This window comes from Phyllobacterium zundukense (assembly GCF_025452195.1).
Taxonomy (GTDB): domain Bacteria; phylum Pseudomonadota; class Alphaproteobacteria; order Rhizobiales; family Rhizobiaceae; genus Phyllobacterium; species Phyllobacterium zundukense_A.
Map to the genome: position 1 here is coordinate 3,070,637 of NZ_CP104973.1, position 24,071 is coordinate 3,094,707.

At 55.1% G+C, this 24,071-nt stretch carries 24 protein-coding genes; 3 read left to right on the plus strand and 21 right to left on the minus strand.

Translation table 11 applies throughout. The annotated features are described in order from the left end of the window. Entirely contained in the window at window positions 1-1,155 is a 1,155-nt protein-coding gene (locus N8E88_RS27395) for a two-component system sensor histidine kinase NtrB (RefSeq protein WP_262293325.1), read from the minus strand. After that, window positions 1,155-2,144, minus strand: a complete 990-nt coding sequence (gene dusB, locus N8E88_RS27400) for a tRNA dihydrouridine synthase DusB (RefSeq protein WP_262293326.1) — start codon at window positions 2,142-2,144, stop codon at window positions 1,155-1,157. The genes N8E88_RS27395 and dusB overlap by 1 nt, the downstream gene beginning before the upstream one ends. A gap of 203 nt (window positions 2,145-2,347) precedes the next feature. Here dusB and N8E88_RS27405 point away from each other — a divergent pair, with 203 nt between their 5' ends. Beyond that, a complete protein-coding gene (locus N8E88_RS27405) occupies window positions 2,348-3,541 on the plus strand; it encodes a bifunctional 2-C-methyl-D-erythritol 4-phosphate cytidylyltransferase/2-C-methyl-D-erythritol 2,4-cyclodiphosphate synthase (RefSeq protein WP_262295657.1) in 1,194 nt (397 codons plus the stop codon). Next, window positions 3,538-4,029, plus strand: coding sequence for a CinA family protein (locus N8E88_RS27410; RefSeq protein WP_262293327.1), 492 nt, complete (start codon window positions 3,538-3,540; stop codon window positions 4,027-4,029). The genes N8E88_RS27405 and N8E88_RS27410 overlap by 4 nt, the downstream gene beginning before the upstream one ends. A 5-nt stretch (window positions 4,030-4,034) precedes the next feature. Here the strand turns inward: N8E88_RS27410 and N8E88_RS27415 are convergent, their stop codons facing one another. The 15 genes from N8E88_RS27415 to N8E88_RS27485 all read right to left on the minus strand — a co-directional run bounded on the left by N8E88_RS27415 (window position 4,035) and on the right by N8E88_RS27485 (window position 16,718). After that, complete coding sequence (locus tag N8E88_RS27415; protein ID WP_262293328.1) at window positions 4,035-4,265, minus strand: hypothetical protein; 231 nt, start codon at window positions 4,263-4,265, stop codon at window positions 4,035-4,037. 61 nt (window positions 4,266-4,326) lie between these two features. Next, window positions 4,327-4,797, minus strand: coding sequence for a type II toxin-antitoxin system RatA family toxin (locus tag N8E88_RS27420; protein WP_262293329.1), 471 nt, complete (start codon window positions 4,795-4,797; stop codon window positions 4,327-4,329). 3 nt (window positions 4,798-4,800) lie between these two features. Further along, entirely contained in the window at window positions 4,801-5,766 is a 966-nt protein-coding gene (lipA, locus tag N8E88_RS27425; RefSeq protein WP_262293330.1) for a lipoyl synthase, read from the minus strand. A gap of 9 nt (window positions 5,767-5,775) precedes the next feature. After that, a complete protein-coding gene (locus N8E88_RS27430; RefSeq protein ID WP_262293331.1) occupies window positions 5,776-6,054 on the minus strand; it encodes a GlsB/YeaQ/YmgE family stress response membrane protein in 279 nt (92 codons plus the stop codon). 72 nt (window positions 6,055-6,126) lie between these two features. Next, window positions 6,127-6,390: a hypothetical protein gene (locus tag N8E88_RS27435; protein WP_410010624.1), complete on the minus strand. Its 264-nt coding sequence runs from the start codon at window positions 6,388-6,390 to the stop codon at window positions 6,127-6,129. A gap of 21 nt (window positions 6,391-6,411) precedes the next feature. Then, window positions 6,412-7,857, minus strand: coding sequence for a dihydrolipoyl dehydrogenase (gene lpdA / locus N8E88_RS27440; RefSeq protein WP_262293332.1), 1,446 nt, complete (start codon window positions 7,855-7,857; stop codon window positions 6,412-6,414). Between the two features lie 18 nt (window positions 7,858-7,875). Beyond that, window positions 7,876-8,514 carry an SGNH/GDSL hydrolase family protein gene (locus tag N8E88_RS27445; RefSeq protein WP_262293333.1) on the minus strand — a complete coding sequence of 213 codons (639 nt, stop codon included), beginning with the start codon at window positions 8,512-8,514 and terminating at the stop codon, window positions 7,876-7,878. A gap of 7 nt (window positions 8,515-8,521) precedes the next feature. After that, complete coding sequence (locus N8E88_RS27450) at window positions 8,522-9,886, minus strand: pyruvate dehydrogenase complex dihydrolipoamide acetyltransferase (protein ID WP_262293334.1); 1,365 nt, start codon at window positions 9,884-9,886, stop codon at window positions 8,522-8,524. Window positions 9,887-9,901: 15 nt separating this feature from the next. Further along, complete coding sequence (locus N8E88_RS27455) at window positions 9,902-11,290, minus strand: pyruvate dehydrogenase complex E1 component subunit beta (protein ID WP_262293335.1); 1,389 nt, start codon at window positions 11,288-11,290, stop codon at window positions 9,902-9,904. A 13-nt stretch (window positions 11,291-11,303) separates the two neighbouring features. Then, window positions 11,304-12,335, minus strand: a complete 1,032-nt coding sequence (gene pdhA, locus N8E88_RS27460; RefSeq protein WP_224506686.1) for a pyruvate dehydrogenase (acetyl-transferring) E1 component subunit alpha — start codon at window positions 12,333-12,335, stop codon at window positions 11,304-11,306. A 128-nt stretch (window positions 12,336-12,463) separates the two neighbouring features. Beyond that, a complete protein-coding gene (locus N8E88_RS27465) occupies window positions 12,464-12,796 on the minus strand; it encodes an FtsB family cell division protein (protein ID WP_114430194.1) in 333 nt (110 codons plus the stop codon). Between the two features lie 318 nt (window positions 12,797-13,114). After that, window positions 13,115-14,392, minus strand: a complete 1,278-nt coding sequence (gene eno, locus N8E88_RS27470) for a phosphopyruvate hydratase (protein WP_262293336.1) — start codon at window positions 14,390-14,392, stop codon at window positions 13,115-13,117. A gap of 138 nt (window positions 14,393-14,530) precedes the next feature. Further along, entirely contained in the window at window positions 14,531-14,890 is a 360-nt protein-coding gene (locus N8E88_RS27475; protein WP_262293337.1) for a PRC-barrel domain-containing protein, read from the minus strand. A gap of 104 nt (window positions 14,891-14,994) precedes the next feature. Continuing rightward, window positions 14,995-15,828: a 3-deoxy-8-phosphooctulonate synthase gene (kdsA, locus tag N8E88_RS27480; protein WP_262295659.1), complete on the minus strand. Its 834-nt coding sequence runs from the start codon at window positions 15,826-15,828 to the stop codon at window positions 14,995-14,997. Continuing rightward, entirely contained in the window at window positions 15,825-16,718 is an 894-nt protein-coding gene (locus tag N8E88_RS27485; RefSeq protein WP_262293338.1) for a VOC family protein, read from the minus strand. Before N8E88_RS27485 ends, kdsA begins: the two co-directional genes overlap by 4 nt. Before the next feature lie 303 nt (window positions 16,719-17,021). Between N8E88_RS27485 and N8E88_RS27490 the strand changes: the two genes are divergently transcribed. Then, entirely contained in the window at window positions 17,022-19,937 is a 2,916-nt protein-coding gene (locus N8E88_RS27490) for a hypothetical protein (RefSeq protein WP_262293339.1), read from the plus strand. Between the two features lie 46 nt (window positions 19,938-19,983). Here the strand turns inward: N8E88_RS27490 and N8E88_RS27495 are convergent, their stop codons facing one another. The 4 genes from N8E88_RS27495 to tpiA form a co-directional block, all read right to left on the minus strand. Next, window positions 19,984-21,612 carry a CTP synthase gene (locus tag N8E88_RS27495; RefSeq protein ID WP_262293340.1) on the minus strand — a complete coding sequence of 543 codons (1,629 nt, stop codon included), beginning with the start codon at window positions 21,610-21,612 and terminating at the stop codon, window positions 19,984-19,986. Window positions 21,613-21,758: 146 nt separating this feature from the next. Beyond that, window positions 21,759-22,433, minus strand: a complete 675-nt coding sequence (locus tag N8E88_RS27500; RefSeq protein ID WP_262293341.1) for a L,D-transpeptidase — start codon at window positions 22,431-22,433, stop codon at window positions 21,759-21,761. A gap of 211 nt (window positions 22,434-22,644) precedes the next feature. Beyond that, entirely contained in the window at window positions 22,645-23,130 is a 486-nt protein-coding gene (secG, locus tag N8E88_RS27505) for a preprotein translocase subunit SecG (protein ID WP_262293342.1), read from the minus strand. Window positions 23,131-23,243: 113 nt separating this feature from the next. After that, window positions 23,244-24,008 carry a triose-phosphate isomerase gene (tpiA, locus tag N8E88_RS27510; protein ID WP_262293343.1) on the minus strand — a complete coding sequence of 255 codons (765 nt, stop codon included), beginning with the start codon at window positions 24,006-24,008 and terminating at the stop codon, window positions 23,244-23,246. Between the last annotated feature and the right edge of the window lie 63 nt (window positions 24,009-24,071).

Consider the following 24,071-nt stretch of genomic DNA (forward strand, 5'->3'; position numbering starts at 1 on the left):
TCAGGACCCTGCTTTCTTCGTATATGGACTGTCGTCTGCATGGTCGTCGTCAAGCGGACCGCTCTGCCATGCGGGCATGAGAATTCTGAACGTCGTCTTCCGCGGCACGGAATCGCATTCGATAACGCCGCCATGATCACCGACGATCTTGGCGACCAGAGCCAGGCCAAGTCCGGAACCATTGGGCTTCGTGGTTATGAACGGATCGAAGAGATGTGGCATGATATCGGGCGTCACACCCCCACCGGTGTCCGAAACACAAAATTCGAGTGGCAGCGATACCCGGGTACGCATACCTGGAACAGACAGGCGGATACCTGGACGGAACGCGGTTGAGAGCGTGATTTCGCCTGGCTCGTTGGCGCCGATCGATTCGGCTGCATTCTTTACAAGATTGAGGAACACCTGAACGAGCTGATCGCGATTTGCGAATACGTAAGGCAACGACGGATCATAGTCCTCGTGAAACTTGATATGGTTGGCAAAACCATTCTTGGCTATGGCTTTGACGTGATCGAGCACCACGTGAATGTTCACTGCTTCCCGTTCTATCGGGCGTTCGTCGGAGAAAACCTCCATACGATCGACGAGTGACACGATCCGGTCGGTCTCATCGGTTATCAATCGTGTCAGCGCCCGGTCATCGTCGGAAAGACCAGTCTCAAGCAGTTGCGCGGCTCCGCGGATGCCAGAAAGAGGGTTCTTGATCTCGTGCGCCAGCATGGACGCAAGGCCGGTAACCGAACGCGCCGCGCCGCGATGCGTCATCTGCCGATCGAGTTTTTCCGCCATGGAGCGTTCCTTGAAAAGGATGACGATCGAACCGGGCGATTCGCTGACAGGCGTGACATAGAGATCGACAATCCGGTCCTGGCCAAGCCGTGGCGACGAGACGTCGACACGATATTCGTTGACCGGTGACGGGTTTTCGCGCACTTGCTTGACCAGTGCCAGCAGTGGGCTGCCGAACGGTAGCAGCATATCCAGCGTGTTACGGCTCAAAATGTTGGCGCTTGAGCGGAAGAATGCTTCAGCATCGGCGTTGGCATAGGAAATATAACCTGCATCATCGAGCATGATAACCGGGTGCCGGATCGAATTCAGGACGATGCCCGCCAACCGGTCTCCCAGCATAGATTTATCCGATGCTGTCATCAGGCCACCTTCCTCATTTCTTCTGTATTTGAGAGCGCAGCGTGGAGACGTCGTGCAACCTGTTGCGGATTGGTTTCGGTCATGATCGACGCGCGGACAGCGGGCTCTACATCGAATCCGTGTTTATCGAGATACCAGCCAAGGTGTTTGCGCGCATGGCGAATACCCGTGGCTTCGCCATAATGCGAGAGCATCGCGTCGTAATGCGCGACTGCATAATCGGCGATCATGTGGCTGGCATCCTGGCTGCTTCCGCGAACGATCGTCCCTGGCAACCAAGGTTGGCCGTACGATCCGCGCCCCACCATGACAGCGTCCGCACCCGAGGCCTCGAGAATTGCCCTAGCATCGGCGCGGTTCTGGACATCGCCATTGGCCACAAGCGGGATCGCAATAGTGTCCTTGACAGCACGAATGGCGTGCCAATCAGCTTTGCCTTCATAGAACTGGCAGCGCGTACGGCCGTGCACTGTGATCATTTTAACCCCGGCCTGCTCTGCACGCGCAGCTAGCTCCGGCGCATTGATACTATCGTCATCCCAGCCGAGCCGCATTTTCAACGTAACCGGCACGCGCACAGCACCGATCGTTGCGTCTATCAGTGCCAAGGCATGATCGAGATCGCGCATGAGTGCCGAACCCGACAAGCCGCCGGTTACCTTTTTGGCCGGGCAACCCATGTTGATATCGACGATATGAGCACCCTCGCCCTCGGCGATCCGCGCTGCTTCCGCCATCCATCGGGTTTCACGGCCTGCGATCTGCACAACGTGCGTGCCCAATCCATCACCCCTGAGGCGCAACAGGTTGCCGCGTTCGCGCGTGCAAAGCTCTGCACTTGCAACCATTTCCGATACGACCATGCCGGCTCCCGCCTGCCACGCCAACTGGCGGAACGGCAGGTCGGAGACGCCGGACATCGGCGCCAGAAACACGCGGTTTCGCAAATGTACCCCGCCGACATCCAGTGGTTGATCCAGTTCGATCACGCGATTCTGCCTGTTTCGTATGCAATTTCGTAATAGCCTATCCTTTAGACACGTCCGTGCCTCTTCGCAAGGCATTGCGTACAGTGAATGGCCGGATTTCGATCCGTTTCGTTGCTAAAGTACTGGTCTTTCCGTTTGGCAAAGGGTAACGCAGTCTGCATCGAACGGAGAGAAGCGTGCCGGGGAAGTCTGACAATAAGGAAATGCGGGTAGCTGCGGTCATTGTAGCGGCCGGACGCGGTGAACGCGCAGGCCAAAGCGTTGAAGGACCAAAGCAATATCGCAAGATCGGCGGCGAAGCCGTTCTGGCGCACACGATGCGCGCATTTCTTGATTGCCCGTTGATCGAACACGTCGTTGTGGTCATCCACAAAGAAGACAATGCACTGTTCGCCCAGGCTCTCGGCGATCACGCCGCAAGGGTTACGGCGGTAACAGGTGGACCAACCCGCCAGGAGTCGACACGTCTCGGACTTCTTGCACTCAAGGAAAAAACACCGGATCACGTGTTGATACACGACGGTGTTCGCCCCTTTATTTCGGCAGATCTGCTGGAGCGGGTCATTTTCAATCTCACCCCGCATATCGGGGTCCTGCCGGTCCTTGCTGTGTCAGATACGTTGAAAGCCGCCGGATCTGACGCGATGGTCAGCGCAACGGTTCCGCGCGCAGGCCTTTATGCAGCGCAGACTCCGCAAGCGTTTCCCTATTTGCCAATCCTCGATGCGCATAACGCAGCATTTACAGCCGGCCGATCCGATTTCACCGACGATTCAGCGATCGCGGAATGGCATGACCTGCCGGTGCGGATCGTTGAAGGATCAGCCGACAACACGAAATTGACCTGGGCAAAGGATATCGAAATGGCCGATGATCGCCTGTCGCAAAACTATTCGGCATTTCCGGACGTGCGCACCGGGAACGGCTACGATGTTCATGCTTTCGAGCCAGGCAATGGTTTAATGCTCGCCGGCGTGTTCATCGAACATGATCAAAAGCTCTCCGGACATTCGGATGCCGACGTAGCCCTGCACGCGCTGACCGACGCCCTGCTTGCAACACGTGGTGCGGGCGACATCGGCACACATTTTCCGCCGTCCGATCCCCAGTGGAAGGGCGCCGCCTCGCATATCTTCGTGGAACATGCGGTGAAAATCGTCAGGGAAGCCGGCGGTCGGATTGCCAATGCGGATATAACACTCATCTGCGAGGCGCCGAAAGTAGGTCCGCACCGTGAGGCGATGACAGCAGCATTGTCAAAAATGCTGGGAATTTCCGCGGATCGCATTTCTATCAAGGCCACGACCAACGAAAAGCTCGGTTTTATCGGCCGCGAGGAAGGCATTGCAGCCATCGCGACGGCATCTGTCATTTACCCGGGAGGACTGCCGGAATGAGCGGGCTCATCGCGGAAACCAAGGCAATTGCGGTACTTGAAGCCTGCCGTCGCCGCGGCATTCTGCTGGCCACGGCTGAATCCTGCACCGGTGGTTTGATCGCAGCGTCGCTGACAGATATCGGTGGCTCCTCCGATGTCGTAGATCGCGGGTTCGTCACCTATTCCAACGAAGCCAAGCGCGAGATGATTGGCGTCCCGGATGAATTGATCGCCAAATATGGCGCGGTATCTGAGGAAGTCGCTTTGGCTATGGCCTCGGGCTCCCTCGCCCGTTCAAACGCCGGAATTGCGGTTTCGGTAACAGGTATCGCTGGACCGGGGGGCGGTTCGGAAACGAAACCCGTCGGACTGGTCTGGTTTGCGCTAGCGTTGAAAGACAAGCCGACGGTCGCAGCCCGCCACCTGTTTGTTGATCACGGTCGCGCATCAATTCGCCATGCCGCCGTTAATACTGCGCTTGATATGGTCTTGCGGGCGTTGTTGTAAGGTTTCTATGCCGATGGCAATAACAGCATCACCGCGCCCACCGCAGCAACCACAAGGCCCGGCCAATTCGCTTTCAAGCCAAGAAAACGCAAACCGCGATGACGCGGCTCAAGGCCGGCTGATTCATTATTGGACGAATGAGGTTCGCTCATCCTGCCCCGATAGACTGTCGCGCCTGCCATATACAAGAGCCCGCAAACAACAAACAGCGCGCCGATGAATTTGGTTGTCAACATTACAACCTCCTTGCGGATGGTAACGGATGGCACCCGCTTTCGTTCCGGCGCGGCAGCTTGACTAAGCCATGGGGGAAGATCCCCTGCCATAAATGGCATCGGCTCGTTTTTCGAAAGCTTCAGTGAATTTCCTGAAGGCAATGTCGAACATCGACCCCATGAGAAAGCCGAGCGTGCGGCTTTTGAATTCATAATCTATATAGAATTTCACCGCTGAATGTTCCGGATTTTCCTCCGGGATGAATTGCCAGCGGTTATCGAGATAGCGGAATGGCCCATCTATGTATTTCGTTATGATGACTTTCTCTTCCGGCTTCAAAAGAACCTGGCTGGTGAAGGTCTCCCGGATCAGCTTATAGCCGACGGTCATGTCAGCAATCAGCAGGGTCTTGCCATGGCTTTCCTTGCGTGAACGCACTTTCAGGCTTTCGCACATCGGCAGAAATTGCGGATAGGTTTCAATATCTGCGACCAGATCAAACATCTGTTCGGCGCGATGCTTCACATGGCGGGTCGTTTCAAATTTCGGCATTGGTCACGCGCGGTTTGCGTGCAGCGCCTCGCGTGCAGCCTTCAGCTTGGCAAAGTCGTCGCCGGCATGATGCGATGAGCGCGTCAACGGACTTGATGCTACGACCAGGAACCCCTTGGTCTTGGCTATCGTCGCATAGGATTTGAATTCGTCCGGCGTTACATAGTTCAGCACGGCGTGATGCTTGCGTGTTGGCTGCAGATACTGGCCGATCGTCATGAAATCCACATCGGCTGAGCGCAGGTCATCCATCAACTGCAGTACTTCGTTACGCTCTTCGCCAAGACCCACCATAATGCCGGATTTTGTGAAGATCGTCGGATCGAGTTCCTTCACACGCTGCAACAGGCGGATCGAATGGAAGTACCGCGCGCCTGGACGAACTTTGAGATAATTGGACGGAACGGTCTCAAGGTTGTGGTTGAAGACATCCGGACGGGCAGCAACGACGATCTCAAGCGCGCCTTCCTTGCGCAGGAAATCCGGTGTCAAAATCTCGATGGTCGTGCCCGGCGAAATGCGGCGGATAGCATGGATCACATCGGCAAAATGCTGCGCACCGCCATCGGCGAGATCGTCACGATCGACCGAAGTGATGACCACATGCTGCAAGCCCATCTTCAAAACGGCCTTGCCGACGTTCTCGGGCTCGTTCGGATCGAGCGCAGTTGGCAGACCAGTCGCGACGTTGCAGAACGCGCAGGCACGGGTGCAGATCTCGCCCATGATCATGAATGTTGCGTGTTTCTTGTCCCAGCACTCGCCGATATTGGGGCAGCCAGCCTCTTCGCACACTGTGACGAGATTGTGCGAGCGCACGATGTCACGTGTTTCCGAATAGCCTTTCGACACGGGAGCCTTGACTCTGATCCAGTCGGGTTTCTTGAGAATCTCCGAATCCGGGCGATGCGCCTTTTCCGGATGACGAAGACGCCGCTTTTGATCGATCGTGTCGAGTACCGTTACCATTCTAATGTCCTAGCTTGCGGGCCTGGCTTTGCCGAAAACCCACAGGATGAGAATTGCGCCAACTGTCGCAACGATCAGATTTCCAAAAAAGCCGTAGAAGTTGAAATCCAGCAGACCTGCCAGCGTACCACCAACGAAGGAGCCGGCAATGCCGACAAGGATATTGGTCAAAAGGCCATGATTACGGCTCGTTGCCTTTTCTGCGATATAACCGGCGAGGAAGCCGATAAGCAGCATTCCAAAGAAACCGACACCGGGCATGCCCATGATACCGACTGGCTGATCCATATGCTTCTCTCCCCACCCTTGTTTACCGCAATTGCGGTCGCAAAACCGCTTCACACTTTTGCTGCAATTGCTTTAACGCCCTGATGCAATGGCAATGGCGCGTAACACCAAGGCCCATATAGCACCGAAAAGAAAACCACCCAACCCGCAAGCAAGGGTAACAATCCAGACACCAAGCCAACCGCCAATTGCCGTTCCATTGATGGATATGGTGTTACCTGAAACCAGACTCAAGGCGGCCGGCACAAACCCCAGCACAAGGCCGATCAAGGTCGACCATTTGAGGATCAGCCATGAAAGGTTGATCCAGGGTCTGCTATCCTTGATGGTGACCAAGAGCCAAGTTTCCTCTGTTACTTACGCGTTTAACACACGGCCATAGGCATCCAGCACGCTTTCCTTCATCATTTCCGACAAAGTCGGGTGCGGGAAGACCGTGTGCATCAATTCCTCTTCGGTCGTTTCGAGGTTCATGGCGACGACGAAGCCCTGGATAAGTTCCGTGACTTCCGCGCCGACCATGTGGGCACCGATCAGTTGGCCGGTTTTTTTGTCGAAAATGGTCTTCACCAGACCTTGATCTTCGCCAAGCGCAATAGCCTTGCCATTTGCGGCAAACGGGAAACGCCCGACGCGAACCTCGCGTCCATTCTCCTTGGCCTTCGCTTCGGTGAGGCCAACGGACGCAACCTGCGGTTGGCAATAGGTGCAGCCCGGAATTTTGTCCTTCTCGATGGGATGAACGCCCGGGAAGTTTGCAATCTTCTCGATACAGATCACACCTTCATGCTCGGCCTTGTGCGCGAGCATGGGTGGTCCGGCAACATCACCGATGGCGTAAATGCCGGGCACGTTGGTCTTGCCATAACCATCAACGACGACGCAGCCACGATCAGTCTTCACACCCAAAGCCTCGAGCCCGAGATTTTCGATATTACCTTGAACACCAACCGCCGAAATTAGTCGGTCCGCAGTGATCTTCTCTACCTTGCCGTCCCTGGTCTCCACATGCGCAGTAATCGAATTCGCGGCTTTATCGACCTTCGTCACCTTGGCGTCGGTGATGATTTTCATACCCTGCTTTTCGAACTGCTTGCGAGCGATCCCGGAGATTTCCGCATCCTCAACGGGCATCACGTTTGACAGGAGTTCGACGACAGTCACCTCCGCCCCCATGGAACGGTAGAATGACGCGAATTCGATCCCGATCGCACCAGATCCCATGACCACGAGTGATTTCGGCATTTCCGGCGGCACCATGGCTTCGAAATAGGTCCAGATCAACTTGCCATCGGGCTCGATGCCCGGCAGTGCGCGCGGGCGGGCACCAGTGGCGAGAACGATATGCTTAGCCGAATAAGTACCTTCACCCAAAGCGTTTTTCGGTAGCGGCGGCTGCGGCTCCATCGGCTTTTTCGAGGTCTTCGAGACAATGATCTCGCCGGGCTTGGATAGCTTGGCCTCCCCCCAAATCACGTCGACCTTGTTCTTCTTCATCAGGAACCCGACGCCAGCATTGAGCCGACCCGAAACACCGCGCGAACGCTGAACGACTGCTTTGACGTCCGCGGAAATCTTTCCCTCGATGGTCAAACCATAATCCTTGGCATGCTGGCCATAATGAAAAATCTCTGCCGAGCGCAACAGGGCCTTGGTCGGAATACAGCCCCAGTTCAGGCAGATTCCGCCAAGATGTTCCCGCTCGACGATTGCGGTTTTGAAACCAAGCTGCGCGGAGCGGATAGCGGTAACGTAGCCGCCCGGGCCCGAACCAATGATGATCACGTCGTAATTATTGGCCAAAACCTTGGTCCTCCTGAATTAAATCTCGAGTATGTCCCGAACGATGGGTGCAATGGCTTTACCGATTGCCCGTGTATTCTCTGCATCAAGATGTACGCCATCTAATGGCGATGTTTTGGCGACCGATCCCGCATCGAAAAACGCACAATCGGCAAGTTCAGCGGCGTCCTTGTAGCACTCCGCGAGCAGGCGTGACTGTTCAATGCCCTGTTCGAAAGTTCGTTGGAAGTCCAGTTCGTCAATCGCTGTAAGCGCCGGCGGCGACATGATCAGGATCTGCGGCGCCTTTGCGTTCATTTGATACGGCACCGTGCGGACAATTTCGATCAAGCGTTGCATGCCACGTTTGGTGCCTTGAGCATTCCCGCAGATGAACGCCTTCATGTCGTTGCTGCCGAGCATGATGATCACAAGATCAAGCGGAAAATGCGTGCCAAGTACTGTGGTCAGCGTCTTGGCACCGTTGCGCTCGAACCCTGAAAGATGATCATCGAAAGCGGTTGTGCGGCCATTCAAACCATCGGCGAGGACATGAACATCTGTCCCCAGTTCGGTCTGAAGCACCTCCGGCCAGCGATCCTGGAGCGCATGGCGACCCGATCCGTCGGGAACGTATCCCCAGGTCAGCGAGTCGCCATAGCAAAGGACCGTTTTCATGGTGCCCTCAGACCAGCATGCCCATCGGGTTTTCGATATGACGTTTGAAGGCCTGAGCAAGTTCTGCACCCAAGGCACCGTCAACGGCACGATGATCAGTCGACAGCGTCACCGACATAACGGTTGCGACTTTGATCTCGCCCTTCTTGACCACAGCCCGCTCTTCGCCCGCACCGATGGCAAGAATCGTTGCGTGCGGCGGATTGATGATGGCTGCGAAATCCCTGACGCCAAACATGCCGAGATTGGAGACGGCGGTCGTTCCGCCCTGATATTCCTCGGGCTTCAGCTTGCGGTCGCGAGCGCGCTTGGCAAGATCCTTCATCTCGTTTGAAATTGCGGAAAGCGTCTTTTCTTCAGCCTTGCGGATGATCGGCGTGATCAGGCCACCGGGAATGGAGACAGCGACGCCAACATCCGAATGCTTGTGCTTCACCATATTGGCTTCCGTCCAGGAGACATTCGCCTCGGGAACATCGCGTAGCGCCAACGCCATCGCCTTGATGATCATGTCGTTGACGGAGAGCTTGTAGGTCGGAACATCGCCCTTCTCCGTTTTGCGCATTGGCGAAGCGGCGTTGATCTGCGCACGTAGAGCCAAGAGCGCATCGAGCTCACAATCCACCGTCAGATAGAAATGCGGAACGGTCGACTTGGCTTCGAGCAGACGCTTGGCGATGGTCTTGCGCATGCCGTCGTGTGGTACGAGTTCGTACGAGCCTTGCTCGAACAGCTTGAGCACTGCATCGTCAGACATCGGCTTCGGTGCTGCTGGCGTTGCCGCGGATGGCGCGGCTCCCGCAACAGGAGCAGCCTTGGCTCCATCACCGGAAATCGCCGCCTCTACGTCCTTCTTGATCACACGGCCATGCGGGCCCGAGCCTGTCACGGCGCCGAGATCAATGCCTGCATCCTTGGCGATCCGCCGTGCAAGCGGCGACGAAAATGGACGATCACCGGTCTTCGCAGGTGCGGAAGCTACCGCCGGTGCCGGAGCAACGTCCGCTTTCGGCGCTTCAGCCTTCGGAGCTTCAGGCGCAACTTCAGCCTTTTTCTCTTCTTTCGGTGCTTCCGCTGGGGCTGGCGCCGCCGCGTCGCCACCGCCTTTGGCAGCTGCCGCGACGTCCTCGCCTTCGCCCGCCAGAATGGCGATCAGCGCGTTGACCTTGACGCCTTCAGTACCGGCAGGGACAACGATCTTCGCTACAGTGCCTTCGTCAACCGCTTCGACTTCCATCGTCGCCTTGTCGGTCTCGATTTCGGCGATGACATCACCGGACGTGACCTTATCGCCTTCCTTGACCAGCCATTTGGCAAGATTGCCTTCTTCCATGGTAGGAGAAAGCGCCGGCATGGTGATATTTATCGGCATATCGGGTTCCTCCCCTTAGGCGGTGTAGGTCACGGCTTTGACGGCGTCGATGATTTCCTGAACATTTGGCAAAGCCAGCTTTTCAAGGTTTGCCGCGTAAGGCATCGGCACATCTTTGCCAGCAATCGTCAGGATCGGTGCATCGAGATAATCAAAAGCCTGCTGCATGACGCGTGTTGCGATTTCCGTTCCAACCGAAGACTGCGGGTAACCCTCTTCAATCGTGACGCAACGTCCCGTCTTCTTGACCGATTCAATGATTGTTGGAATGTCCATCGGCCGGATCGTCCGCAAATCGATGATTTCCGCGTCGATGCCCATCTTCGCAAGCTCGGCTTCCGCCTTGACCGTGTAATTCATGCCAATGCCGAAAGAAACGAGGGTTACGTCCTTGCCCTTCTTGTGAATACGGGCCTTGCCGATCGGGAGAACAAAATCGTCAAGCTTCGGCACATCGAACGAATGACCGTAAAGTATTTCATTTTCAAGGAAGATCACCGGATTTGGATCGCGGATGGCAGCCTTGAGCAGGCCCTTCGCATCGGCAGCCGAATAAGGCATCACGACCTTCAGACCTGGAATATGGCTGTACCAGGCGGCATAACATTGCGAGTGCTGGGCAGCGACCCGGGCAGCAGCGCCGCTTGGACCACGGAACACCATCGGTGCACCCATCTGGCCGCCAGACATATAAAGTGTCTTGGCCGCGGAATTGATGATCTGGTCGATTGCCTGCATGGCGAAGTTGAAGGTCATAAATTCAACGATGGGACGCAAACCCGTCATCGCGGCACCAACACCAACACCGGCAAAGCCGTGCTCGGTGATCGGTGTATCGACAACGCGGCGCGGACCGAATTCGTCGAGCAGGCCCTGGGTGATCTTGTAGGCGCCCTGATATTCGGCGACTTCCTCGCCCATGATGAAGACATTGGGGTCGCGGCGCATTTCCTCCGCCATGGCGTCGCGCAACGCTTCGCGAACAGTGGTGGACACCATCTCGGTGCCCTCGGGGATATCCGGGTCAGCAGCCACTTCGGCCTTAGGCGCTGCAGGAACGGATGCAGTAGGCTTTTCCGCCACAGCTTCCTGTTTCGGCGCTTCTTCCGCAGGCGCTTCAGCATTAGCGGCCTTGGGCGCGCTGGCGGCATTGGCGCTTTCGCCTTCACCAAGCAAAACGGCAATCACCGCATTCACCTTTACATTGTCGGTGCCTTCCGGAACGAGGATCTTGCCAAGCGTTCCTTCATCGACAGCCTCGACTTCCATCGTCGCCTTGTCGGTTTCGATCTCAGCGAGCACATCACCGGAAGTGACCTTGTCGCCTTCTTTTTTCAGCCATTTTGACAGTTTGCCCTCTTCCATAGTCGGCGAGAGCGCTGGCATCAGAATTTCTACAGGCATGATAGCGCCTCCCTTAGAGCAGAATGTCGGTGTAAAGCTCGGATGGATCCGGCTCCGGATCGGATTGGGCGAAATCGGCGGCATCCGCCACGATATCGCGAACGTCCTTGTCGATCTTCTTCAGGTCGTCCTCAGTGGACCATCCGTTTTCGATCAACCGGTGCTTCACCTGCTCTATGGGATCATGGTCGGAGCGCATTTTCTGCACTTCGTCCTTGGAACGGTATTTGGCCGGATCCGACATGGAATGGCCGCGATACCGGTACGTCTGCATTTCAAGAATCATCGGCCCCTTGCCGGAACGCGCCCAGGCTGCGGCCTCTTCACCTGCAGCATTGACCGCACGTACATCCATGCCGTCGACCTGGATACCGGGAATATTGAATGAGATACCGCGCTTGGAAAAATCCGTCTCGGCGGAAGCGCGCGAAACCGAAGTGCCCATCGCGTAACGATTGTTCTCGATGATATAGATTACCGGCAGCTTCCACAGCGAAGCCATGTTGAAGCTTTCGTAAACCTGGCCCTGATTGGCAGCACCATCGCCAAAGTAAGCCAGCGAAACATTGCCGTTGTCGCGATAGCGATTGGCGAAGGCGAGACCGGTTCCGAGCGAAACCTGCGCACCGACGATGCCGTGACCGCCGTAAAAATGCTTCTCCTTGGAGAACATGTGCATTGAACCGCCCTTCCCCTTGGAAAGGCCGCCGCGCCGTCCTGTCAATTCCGCCATGACGCCGCGCGGGCTCATGCCGCAAGCCAACATGTGGCCGTGGTCGCGATAGCCGGTGATAACCTGATCACCTTCCTTCAGCGACATCTGCATGCCGGTGACGACAGCTTCCTGACCGATGTAGAGATGGCAGAAACCACCGATGAAACCCATGCCGTACAGCTGACCGGCCTTTTCTTCAAAGCGGCGGATCAGCAGCATGTGCCGGTAGGCTTCTAATTCTTGTTCCTTGGTAAACTGGATTGGTTTTGGTGCTTTAATAGCGGAGGTCTGCGCAGAACGCGCAGGGCTTTTTTTCGCCCTCGTGGCCATATCTCACTCCCTGTGAATTGGTCGCACGAGAATAGCAGCAGGGGCGGAACTTACAATATGCAGAATCGAATAAGTGCTATGCAAATAAGATGTTCAAAATACAGAGAAAAACGTCGATTAACCAGCAATCAGTTAATAGCCAAATCACCGGAGCCACGCATTATGGTGACTTCGTCCGGCCGAGATACATTCAACCCCTTGCGGGCCTGTTCGTCTAGCATATCCTTCTCGATCGTACCATCATGCATAAGTTGAACCTGGCGTTCAAGCTCGGATCGCGTTGCCTTGACGGCGTCGAGTTGCGCCTGCAGCAACTGTGTCTGTTCTTGCAGCTTGATAGTCGAATAGAGTCCGTATTCGCCATGGTATGCGTGAAAACCAAAATAGGCGAAAAACAGAGTGGAGAGCAGCGGAACGATCAACCGCCCCCGTTTGGTTTTTTTTCGCTGTTTTGTCCACATTTCCATAGAACCGCAAACCCAAGGAATCAGACGCAATCGCCTGATTTTTCACCAGTCCATAAGACAATGTTTTGCTTAACAGGCGATTACCAACTGATTTAAAACGGGCTCCGGTTATCTCCCCCTTTGTGGGGAGAAAGCGATTTCAGCATCTTAGCCTCTTTGCTAAGTGCTAGAAATCGCCAGAGAGGGGATCGCCTCGCTGAACTACCCCCTCACTTGGATTTTCCAAGGATTTAGCAAAAGGCTAAATCCGGGAAAACCCTTTCTCTCCCACAAGGGGAGAGATAATCAGCGCTCATTCTTCAACCAATATTCTCAAAGAAACCGGAAAATACCGCGCCCTGCATAGCTTGCCTGCGGTCCAAGCTCTTCCTCGATACGAATGAGCTGGTTGTACTTCGCGACCCGATCGGAACGGGCGAGCGAGCCGGTCTTGATCTGTCCGCAATTGGTTGCAACGGCGAGATCGGCAATGGTCGTATCTTCGGTTTCACCCGAGCGATGCGACATGACCGCGGTATAGGCAGCGCGATGTGCAGTATCGACGGCGTCAAATGTTTCGGAAAGCGTGCCGATCTGGTTGACCTTGACGAGGATCGAGTTCGCGACGCCCATCTTGATGCCATCGCGCAGGCGGGCCGAATTGGTGACGAACAAATCATCGCCAACCAGCTGACACTTGTTACCCACGAGCTCTGTCAGATATTTCCAGCCATCCCAATCGTCTTCAGCCATGCCGTCTTCGATGGTGATGATTGGATAATCGCCGACAAGCTTGGCAAGGTATTTCGCCTGGGTCTTCGGATCGCGCGATTTCTTCTCGCCCTCATAGACATAGCTATCGTCCTTGAAGAATTCGGTCGAGGCGCAATCGAGACCAAGTGCGATTTCTTCGCCCGGCTTGAAACCCGCCTTCTCGATCGATTCCATGATGAAATCCAGGGCGTGCTGCGCCGTCTTCAAATTTGGTGCGAAACCACCCTCGTCACCGACATTGGTGTTGTGCCCCGCATCCTTCAGACGCTTCTTCAACGTGTGAAACACTTCCGAGCCATAACGAACCGCCTCGGCAAAGGTAGACGCGCCGACCGGCAAGATCATGAATTCCTGAAAGTCGATCGGATTGTCGGCATGCGCGCCGCCGTTGATGATGTTCATCATCGGCACAGGCAATACATGGGCGCTCGGACCGCCGAGATAGCGATAGAGAGGCAGGCCCGATGCTTCAGCTACAGCCTTGGCTACGGCAAGGGATACGCCAAGAATTGCATTGGCACCGAGGCGGCTCTTGTTCGGCGTGCCATCAAGGTCGATCATCGTCTGATCGATGTGGATCTGGTTTTCCGCTTCCATGCCGCCAATTGCATCGAACAACTCACCATTGACCGCGTCGACAGCCTTTTCAACTCCCTTGCCGAGATAGCGTGTACCACCATCGCGCAGTTCGACTGCTTCGTGCGCACCGGTCGACGCACCGGAGGGTACGGCTGCGCGGCCCATGGAACCGTCTTCGAGAACGACATCGACCTCAACAGTCGGGTTCCCGCGGCTGTCCAGAATCTCGCGGCCAATGATATCGACAATAGCAGTCATGGAGTATTCCCTTTCAGTGAGCATTGAGCCACTGAATAGCGAATGAACATGACAAGGAAAATCCCCACGAAGACGAATTGTGGAACAAAACAGAAAAAAGGCCGTCAAAGACGGCCTTAATCCATGAGGTAACGCCTGTTAAGCGGCTACGTCATTGTAATAGGAGAATGACCTGTCGCGGACCTTGAGGCCGTCATTCTCGGTCAGTTCGGTTATGCCATGAGCTGGTGCTTGTTCCAGCTGTTCTTTGGTGAATGGGACAACATACCCACCCGTCGCTTCATCGAAGTCGAGAAGCTTCCACGGCACGGCATGATATTTCTCGCCAATTCCAAGGAAGCCGCCAAAACCGACGACCGCGAACATGATACCGTCCGTGGTTTTATCGAGCATGACGTCTTCAATTTCACCGATCTTGTCACCGCTGCTATTGTACACATTGGTACCAATAACCCGCGAAGCGCGAATAGCTTTCGTATGTCCTGAGCTAGTTGGCATTTTGCTCTTCTCCTCTTTTGCTTGCCTACGAGGATAATGAGCAAGGCCGCATCACGGTTGCATCAAAACTTAATTTTCTGCGAAGGAACTTTTAGGCCGTAGGTTCAAGCCCTTTTGGCAATCCGGTCGAATTCCAGAAGCTTTTCGAGAAGCCGTGGCATCTGGTCGAGTGGCACCATATTCGGACCGTCTGACGGCGCGTTGTCCGGGTCCTGATGCGTTTCGATGAATACACCTGCTACACCGACAGCAACTGCCGCGCGTGCCAGCGTCTCGACAAATTCGCGTTGACCGCCTGTCGAACCACCCTGCCCGCCGGGCTGCTGCACCGAATGGGTTGCATCGAAAATTACCGGGGCCCCGAAACCTGCCATGATGGGCAGGGAGCGCATGTCGGAGACGAGCGTGTTGTAGCCAAAGGAAGCGCCCCGCTCAGTGACCATCACGTTTGGATTGCCGCTCTCTGTCACCTTGGCAATGACATTCTTCATGTCCCATGGCGCGAGGAACTGACCTTTCTTGATGTTGACGATCTTGCCGGTTTTGGCAGCCGCGATCAAAAGATCAGTCTGTCGGCAAAGGAAAGCCGGGATTTGCAAAACATCGACCACTTGGCCAAGGATAGTACATTGCTCTTCCGTATGGACGTCAGTCAGCGTCGGCAGGCCGAGCTCACTACGGATATCGGCGAATACCGGCAGGGAGTTCTCCAGTCCAAATCCACGTTTCCCTGTCAACGAGGTGCGGTTCGCTTTGTCGAAGCTCGACTTGTAGACAAGGCCGATCCCGAGTTTTCCTGTCAGTTCCTTCAGCGCTCCGGCCATGTCGAATGCGTGCTGACGGCTTTCCATCTGGCAAGGCCCCGCAATGAGAGACAATTGGCCAGTGTTGGAAAATACAACATTGCTGGCGGAAACCGTGGAATTCAGGGACATCAGGAAGCCTCAAATGCGATGGCAGCGCCCTGCCCTGGTGCCTTGTGCACAATCAGGCGGGAGCCGCGCTTTTCGAACGGAATATTGTTGCTGGCCAGCAAAGTTTCAACCGCAGGGAGGTCACGCACTGCCAGCACAATGGCCTGAAGCCGCAACCCACGCTCCGTTTCAGAAGCCTCGATACCGAGGAACGATCGCAAGCCCTGAGGTGTCAACACTGTCACATTGGCGTTCGCGGCACGCAAATCCATACCGAATGAATGCGCATTGACGTCGCGCTGGCTGATGATCTCCTGCAGTGGATACTGGAAATCCGTCGGATTGACTTCCGACAGGATGACTTCGCGTAGTGCAACCGCGCCGTTCTGGTGCGTCTGCAGCGATGCGCGATCAACCTTGGGCGTGTTCACACGCTGGCACGTGAAGAAGAAAGCGTCTGGCGCGCGCAGATCAGCCGCGAATGCCAAACGGAACCCGGCAATGCCCTTCTTCCCGTCCGGAGTGACAAACGGGCGCGAGAAATTGAGTATATCGCCGGCGGAAATGCCCGCTTTGACGAAAGCTTTGTGATCGCCAATCACGTCATGCGTGCCCATGACAAGAGCAGAGAAACCTTCATTTCCATTGCGGAACCGCCAGGCCTGATCGCGGGCGACAAAGACATTACCGTTCCGCGCCTCCTCCTCGCAAGTCTCACGCTGGCCAACTGCCAGAAATTCGAGAAAGCAGTCATCGCCAAAGAAAACGCAGACATTTTCAGTGCCGAATGGATGAACTCCGATAGGCGCAACAGTAAAACCCAGCCGCTCCAGACGCGCTTGCGCAATCGTTAGCTCCGCTGTGGGCAGAACCAGATGATCGACAGGTCGAGGCTCGCGGGGTGTACCGTTCATATTGACAGGGTTTGAACGATAAGACGCGAATTGGCAAGATCAAACGAGTGGCGGTCAACAAGGGCGTTGCGCATGGTTGAGACTACTAAAGTACTATCAACAGTGACAGCCTTGTCACTTGTCATCGGGCAGCGATTAGAATACAGGAATTTAATTCGATTATCGTAATAATGTAATTTTTAAGTATTGATTGCACCCGGGCAAGGGAGAGATGCCCGGTCTGGCTGGAGCTTAAGGCCAGCTTACGCGAATACAACCCATGCATTACTAGACGTTTATATTTTTCTACCTTTTGGAGGAACAATGATTTCGAAAACCGCATTCTTTGCCGGCCTGCTGGGCTGTGCGATGCTGACCGGCTGCGATGGATCCGAGAATAGTCCGCAACCATCCCAATCGACATTTGCCGAACTTGCCGCCAGCAAGGAAACTTTCAAAAGTCTCGAGCAACAAATCGCTGCGTTGCAAGCGCAAAATGCCGAACTGGTTGCAGCAAATGAGCGGAATGTCGCGACGCTCAAGATAACAATTGACGATCTGGGCAAGCGTCTGGCCGATCTGCCGGCTTCCGACGAAATCACGAACTTGCGCAAGGAGGCAAGCAGGCTTCAAGATGAAACAACCAGCTTGAAGGGCCAGATTGCGGCCAAGAAAATTGAGATCGAAGACCTCAACAAGAGTATTGCAGCGATACCCGCTGGCCAAACTGCTGAAGGCCTGGTGAAGGCGCTCACGGATGCGCAAGCATCGTTGAACACGCTGACAATCAAGGCTGAGAGTCTCGAAAGCGAGACCAGGCGCCTTGCGAAATTGGTCCCGCCAGTTGCGGATGGATCGAAACCACCGGCACCGCCTGCAGAAAACCTTGCAAGCTGGAAAATCGTCAACCGGGACTTCCACGAGACCTTCACCCACCAGCCCTTCGTCAGCAACGGCTATATGGGCCTGCGCCTGCCTGCAGCAGGTCAGGGTTATTGGCGCGGTAGCAACAGCCCGGATAATTTGAACGGTTATCCGGATTACGGGCCGGGGCGATTTACGTCAGCCATGGTCGAAAAATTCTATTCCGATAATCAAATCTATCTGGCAACATTGCCGAACTGGTCCAGCCTGACCATTCTTGACGATTTTAACGGTGCCTTCTTCGACCCCAATGCGCTGAGACCCGAGCAAGTATCGGCATATGAGCAGATCGTGGACATGAGAAAAGGTACTGTTACAACTTTATTGGTCTGGTTGTCGCCGAATGGCAAAAAAGCCAAACTGAAATGGACGGCCTTTGCCCACAGAACCGACAAACACCTTGGTGTGATCCGTCTCGAGATAACGCCCCTGACATGGAGCGGCGGGATCAGCGTTCGTTCCTATCTGGATCTCAATGGCATTCAAAAGGCCGACAACATCAATCAGAATTGGAGCGATGCCGCCGGCCTTGGCGCACAGGCTTCAGTTCGAACGCAAGGCACCAGATTCAAGGCAACCACAGCATTCAAAATGGACGCGCCCGAGGGTGCTGGATCAGCCCATAAATGGGACGGAAATTCCAGCGTAAGCGGGCTGTTCTGGGAGTTTTCTCCCGAAGTGAACAAGACCTATGTCTTTACCAAATATGTCGGAATTGCCACCTCTATCGACGACGAACTGATCGAAAAGCTTGGCAAGAACATTCCGCAGACATTCGCCGATGACAACATGGCGGTCAATGAGGCAGCCGACGACGTTGCAAATGCCGCGAAAAAGACTGGCTATACCGAATTACTGAAGACCCACATTGATGCATGGGAGGCGCTCTGGACCAAGAGCAGCGTAACGGTCGAGAACGAGCGACTGCAAAAAGTCATCAATTCTGCCCAGTATCAATTGCTCTCCAGTACTTATGAAGGTGCCAAGGCAAGCATACCAGCTGGCGGGCTCGTGGGCACAGGGTATGGCGGCATGATCTTTTGGGATGCGGAAACATTCATGTATCCTTATTTGCTGCTTACCCATCCGGAACTGGCAAAAACCGTTGTCGATTACAGGTTTGCCACGCTGGAGCAGGCGCGTGGTAATGTGACCCATTCCAGCTTTAGCGTTGACCCTGGAAGCAAGCCCTATCGCGGCACCTACTTTCCCTGGGTATCCGGCACCGGCAATATAGACGGCGAAGGCAGCAGCAGCGATAGGAACCGGCGGCAGATTCATCTGCAAGCAGATATCGCTCTCGCACAGTATCAGTATTACGCGGCAACCGGTGATGCGACATTCTTGAAAAACCAGGCATGGCCCATATTGAAAGGCATTGCCGATTTCTATGTGAAGCGTGGTGAATTCAATGCTGACAGGACGCAATTTCATCTCAACACGGTAACTGCACCGGATGAATATGCGGAAAATGTCAATGACGAAGCCTTCACCAATGGCTCGGCGATCAAGGCACTGGAGCTCGCCATCAAGGTCGCCGAACAGTTGAAGGAACAGGTTCCTGTCGAATGGCGCCCCGTCCTTGGCGCGATGGTCAGGCCGCAGATTGATCCGGCAAAAAATCTGCATATTCAATATAACGGCTTCAACCCTGCCAATCTGAACAATCGCATCAAACAGGCGGACGTTGTGTTGCTGACTTATCCATTGGAATATCCGATGACGGTCGAGCAGTCAGCAAACGATCTGGAATACTATTCGAAGGCTGCCGATCCGGACGGCCCGTCCATGACCGACGCCATCCATGCAGTCATTGCTGCACAGCTCGGCCGTTGCGATTTTGGAGATTTTCTGAAGAAATCCTATGATGTTGCGCTGGGACCTTATGAACAGTTCAACGAGACGCGGGTCTTGGGTGCTTCAGCGGGACAAGCGGCGCCCGCCAATGTCTTCTTGACCGGCGCCGGCGGCTTTCTGCAAGCCACAGGCATGGGTATGACCGGCTACCGTTTCCGTGATGACAGGATCGTGCTGAAGCCGATTCTTCCGGACATTATCGAAGGGCAGCCGGCAAAACGTGCCTATTTCAAGGGCCTCAAATGGCAGGCGCGCGAATTCAATGTCGATATTGGCGAAACTGACACCTGGGTCACCCTGACCAAGGGGGATGCAGCCAAGGTTCAAACGACCGATGACGACAACGTTCTCGTGGATTTGAAATTGGGAGAGCCGCTAAAGATCGCAACGCGCAAAGCCCGGCAAAGCGATGGTAAACCCTGCGCTAGGCCAGCGCCGGAAACGATGCATCTGCAATAGATGGCTACAACGGTGCCCGGCACGTTTTTGTCGGGCACTTATCCAATCAAACCAGTCTGTTCTGCGCCATTGCGGCATTGATGAACGAAGCAAACAGCGGATGCGGTTCGAACGGACGGGACTTCAATTCCGGATGATACTGAACGCCGATAAACCAGGGATGGTCGGGATATTCGATTGTTTCGGGTAATACGCCATCCGGCGACATGCCAGAGAACACGAGGCCACACTCTTCCAGACGCTCCTTGTAATCGATGTTTACTTCGTAGCGATGACGGTGGCGTTCCGAAATATCGGTTGAACCGTAAATATCCGCAATGCGCGTCCCGGATTTAAGCAAGGCTTCGTAGGCACCAAGCCGCATCGTTCCACCGAGATCGCCGGTCTGTGCCCGCTTCTCCAGCATGTTGCCCTTAAGCCATTCGGTCATCAGACCGACAACAGGTTCGCTGGTCGGACCGAACTCACTTGAAGATGCTTTCTCGACCCCTGCCAGAGACCTCGCCGCTTCGATCACCGCCATCTGCATGCCGAAGCAAATACCGAAATACGGCACCTTCTTTTCCCGCGCAAATTTCGCCGCCAAAATCTTGCCTTCCGAACCACGCTCGCCGAAGCCGCCGGGCACCAGAATGCCGTGTACCTTTTGCAGATAAGGAGCTGGGTCTTCCTGCTCGAAAATCTCCGATTCAATCCAGTCGAGATTGACCTTTACCTTGTTGGCCATGCCGCCATGGTGCAGCGCTTCGATCAACGACTTATAAGCATCCTTGAGGCCGGTATATTTGCCGACAATGGCAATCGTCACTTCGCCTTCCGGATTGTGAATACGCTGGCTGACCTCGTCCCAGAGTTCCATGCGCGGCTTTGGCGCTGGATCGATGCCGAACGCGGCAAGAACTTCAGAATCGAGCCCTTCCTTATGGTAAGCCATCGGCACGTCGTAGATCGTATCTACATCGAGCGCCTGGATGACGGCAGATGCACGCACATTGCAAAACAACGACAATTTGCGACGTTCTGATTCCGGAATCTCGCGATCAGCACGAATCAAAAGGATATCCGGCGCGATGCCGATTGACCGCAGTTCCTTGACCGAGTGCTGCGTCGGCTTGGTCTTGAGTTCGCCTGCTGCCGGAATATACGGCATCAAGGTCAGGTGAATATAAACAGCGGTGCCTCGTGGCAAATCATTGCCAAGCTGGCGAATAGCCTCAAGGAACGGCATTGCTTCAATATCGCCAACCGTACCGCCAATCTCGCACAAGACGAAATCATAATCCTCATTGCCTTCGACAATGAAATTCTTGATCTCGTCTGTCACGTGCGGGATCACCTGCACAGTCGCGCCGAGGTAATCTCCGCGGCGTTCCTTCTCGATGATGTTTCGGTAGATCCGCCCAGTGGTGATATTGTCCTGTTTGTTGGCAGGACGCCCGGTGAAGCGCTCGTAGTGACCGAGGTCAAGGTCAGTTTCAGCGCCATCATCGGTCACAAAGACCTCGCCATGCTGATATGGCGACATCGTGCCGGGGTCAACGTTGAGATAAGGGTCGAGCTTGCGAATCCGTACACGGTATCCACGAGCCTGGAGGAGTGCCGCCAAAGCGGCAGCAGCGATGCCTTTTCCGAGGGAAGAAACCACGCCGCCAGTGATGAAAACATATCGGGCCATGGGCTTATCTCGTTAGTCCTTTGCAAGTGATTTGGCCACAAAAAAATTCGGCCCGAAAGCCGTTTTCCCCGTTCCAATCATTTTTCATTTCAAACGAAACGGCCAGACGCGAGGTCTGGCCGTTTCAACAAATTCAACAATAGTTCTTACAGAACAATAACTTCCGTGCCAATGCTGACGCGGTTGTAAAGATCGATTACATGGTCATTGACCATACGGAAGCAACCATTCGATGCGGAGCTTCCAATGCTCGACGGCACGATCGTTCCATGAATGCGGATGTGCGTGTCCTTGTTACCCTGCGACAGGTAAAGTGCGCGCGCACCGAGCGGATTGCCTGGGCCGCCATCCATGCCGTTTTCATATTTGGCGTAGTGGGCAGGCTCACGTTCAATCATCTCTTTGGTCGGAATCCAGCGTGGCCATTCACGTTTCGTCTGGACCACGGCTGTGCCCTTGAATTCCAAGCCCTCCTTGCCGACTGCAATACCATAGCGGCGAGCCGTGTACGAGCTTTCGACGAGGTAGAGGAACTTTGCCTTCGGATCAATCACGATCGTGCCCGGCTTGTAGCCCGTGAACTCGACGTCCTGTGGCATGAATTTCGGGTCGATGCCGTATTTGTTCTTGGCTTTGGCAGGCTGCACCGGCTTACGAACTTCTGCAACCTCGATCGGCTGCGCTGCCGCTTGGGCACCGGTATTGTCATTGCCGCCAAGACCGAATGGATTCAGAATTTTTTTGATAATTGGTTCTGCAGACGCCGGGCCAGACAGGGCCAGGAGCGACATTCCTAAAAGCAGAGAGCGACGTGACAGCATAGTTTAAAGTTCCCGCGTAGATTGCAAAACGCCATCAGCAGCGTTTGCGAGGCCCCCAAGGCCGATCTGATATCGCGATATCCGAAGACCAGTTTCTTCTCAATGCAAATCGCTGTGAAGAATACCACGGATTCATTGTTCGCATCAGAAGGTTGCGGAAGCGCAACACCTTTTACGCACTTCCGTCAATCAAACGATTTAGCGGTCCGAATTACTGCGAATTCGGGACCGGATTTGCCGGCTGCGCGGGCGTAACCGGAGCTGTCGGCGCAGGTAGCGTCGATTCGGGCGCAGCCGGAGCAGTGGTGCCTGGCCCTGCCGAACCTGGGGCTGCCTCATTGGAGGCAGGCGGCGTTGCATTATTGGACGAAGGGCCACCCAACTGGTTGAGAATGCCGCCGCTCGTTGGAGGCTGCTGGCCTGCGGGCTGCGTGCCGGTGGTTGTAGGAATACGGTTGAGAATGTCAGTCGGATTTTCCCCGTAGCGGGCCATGATGCCGAGCGCCAAAGACGTAATGAAGAAACCCGTTGCAAGAATCGCCGTCGCCCGTGTCAGCACGTTTGCGGCGCCTCGGGCCGTCATAAAGCCGGAGCCGCCACCAATTCCAAGACCGCCACCCTCGGAGCGCTGCATGAGCACGACCCCGACAAGGGCAAGTACAATCAGAAGATGAATCACGATGACGACGGTTTGCATGGGGTATTTTCTGCTTTCTAGGGGTCGGACGCGGCTCTTTACACCGTATCGACCAATAAACCAAGCCCATCAGACGACAGTTTTCTTGTCGCTGGAGCAGCTACTCGCAACCTTCACAAGGAATGATATGCCTCACAGATGGCGAGGAAGTCCGCTGCTTTCAAGCTCGCGCCACCGACAAGCGCGCCGTCGACATTTTCAACCCCCAGAAGCTCCACCGCGTTGCCTGGCTTTACCGATCCGCCGTAGAGGATACGCATCGTATCACCCTCATCCCCAAAACGCGTGCTCAACGCCGAACGGATAAGGGCATGCACTTCCTGTACATCCGTCGCAGTCGGTGTCAGACCGGTTCCAATTGCCCATATGGGTTCGTAGGCAATGATGCTGTTGCTGGCGTTGGCACCATCGGGAATCGAACCTGCAAGTTGTGCAGCAACCACGTCGAGCGTAGCGCCGGTCTGGCGCTGAGTTCCTGTCTCGCCAATGCAGATGATGGCCACAAGCCCCGCTTCCCACGCTGCCCTCGCCTTTGCATTGACGATTTCATCCGTTTCGCCATTGTCCGCCCGGCGTTCGGAATGTCCGACAATAACATGGGATGCGCCGGCATCTTTCAGCATGTCCGCCGAGATACAACCGGTATGCGCACCTGACTTTTTTGGGTGGCAATCCTGTCCGCCGATGCTCAAGGCTTCACCCTCGACGGATTGAGCGGCACGGAAGACAAGCGTTGCGGGCACACAGATCAACGCGTCGATCTTCTCGCCAATCGCGGAATTCGGCCGGTTGACGATGATACGCAGTTCCTCGAGCGACTCTCCGGTACCATTCATCTTCCAGTTACCAGCAACGAGCGGACGGACATCTGGGGTCATTGAGCGTTCCTTATGCGATTGTTTTGGCAATTTCTCAGGCATTTGCGTGTCTGACTAGCAAAT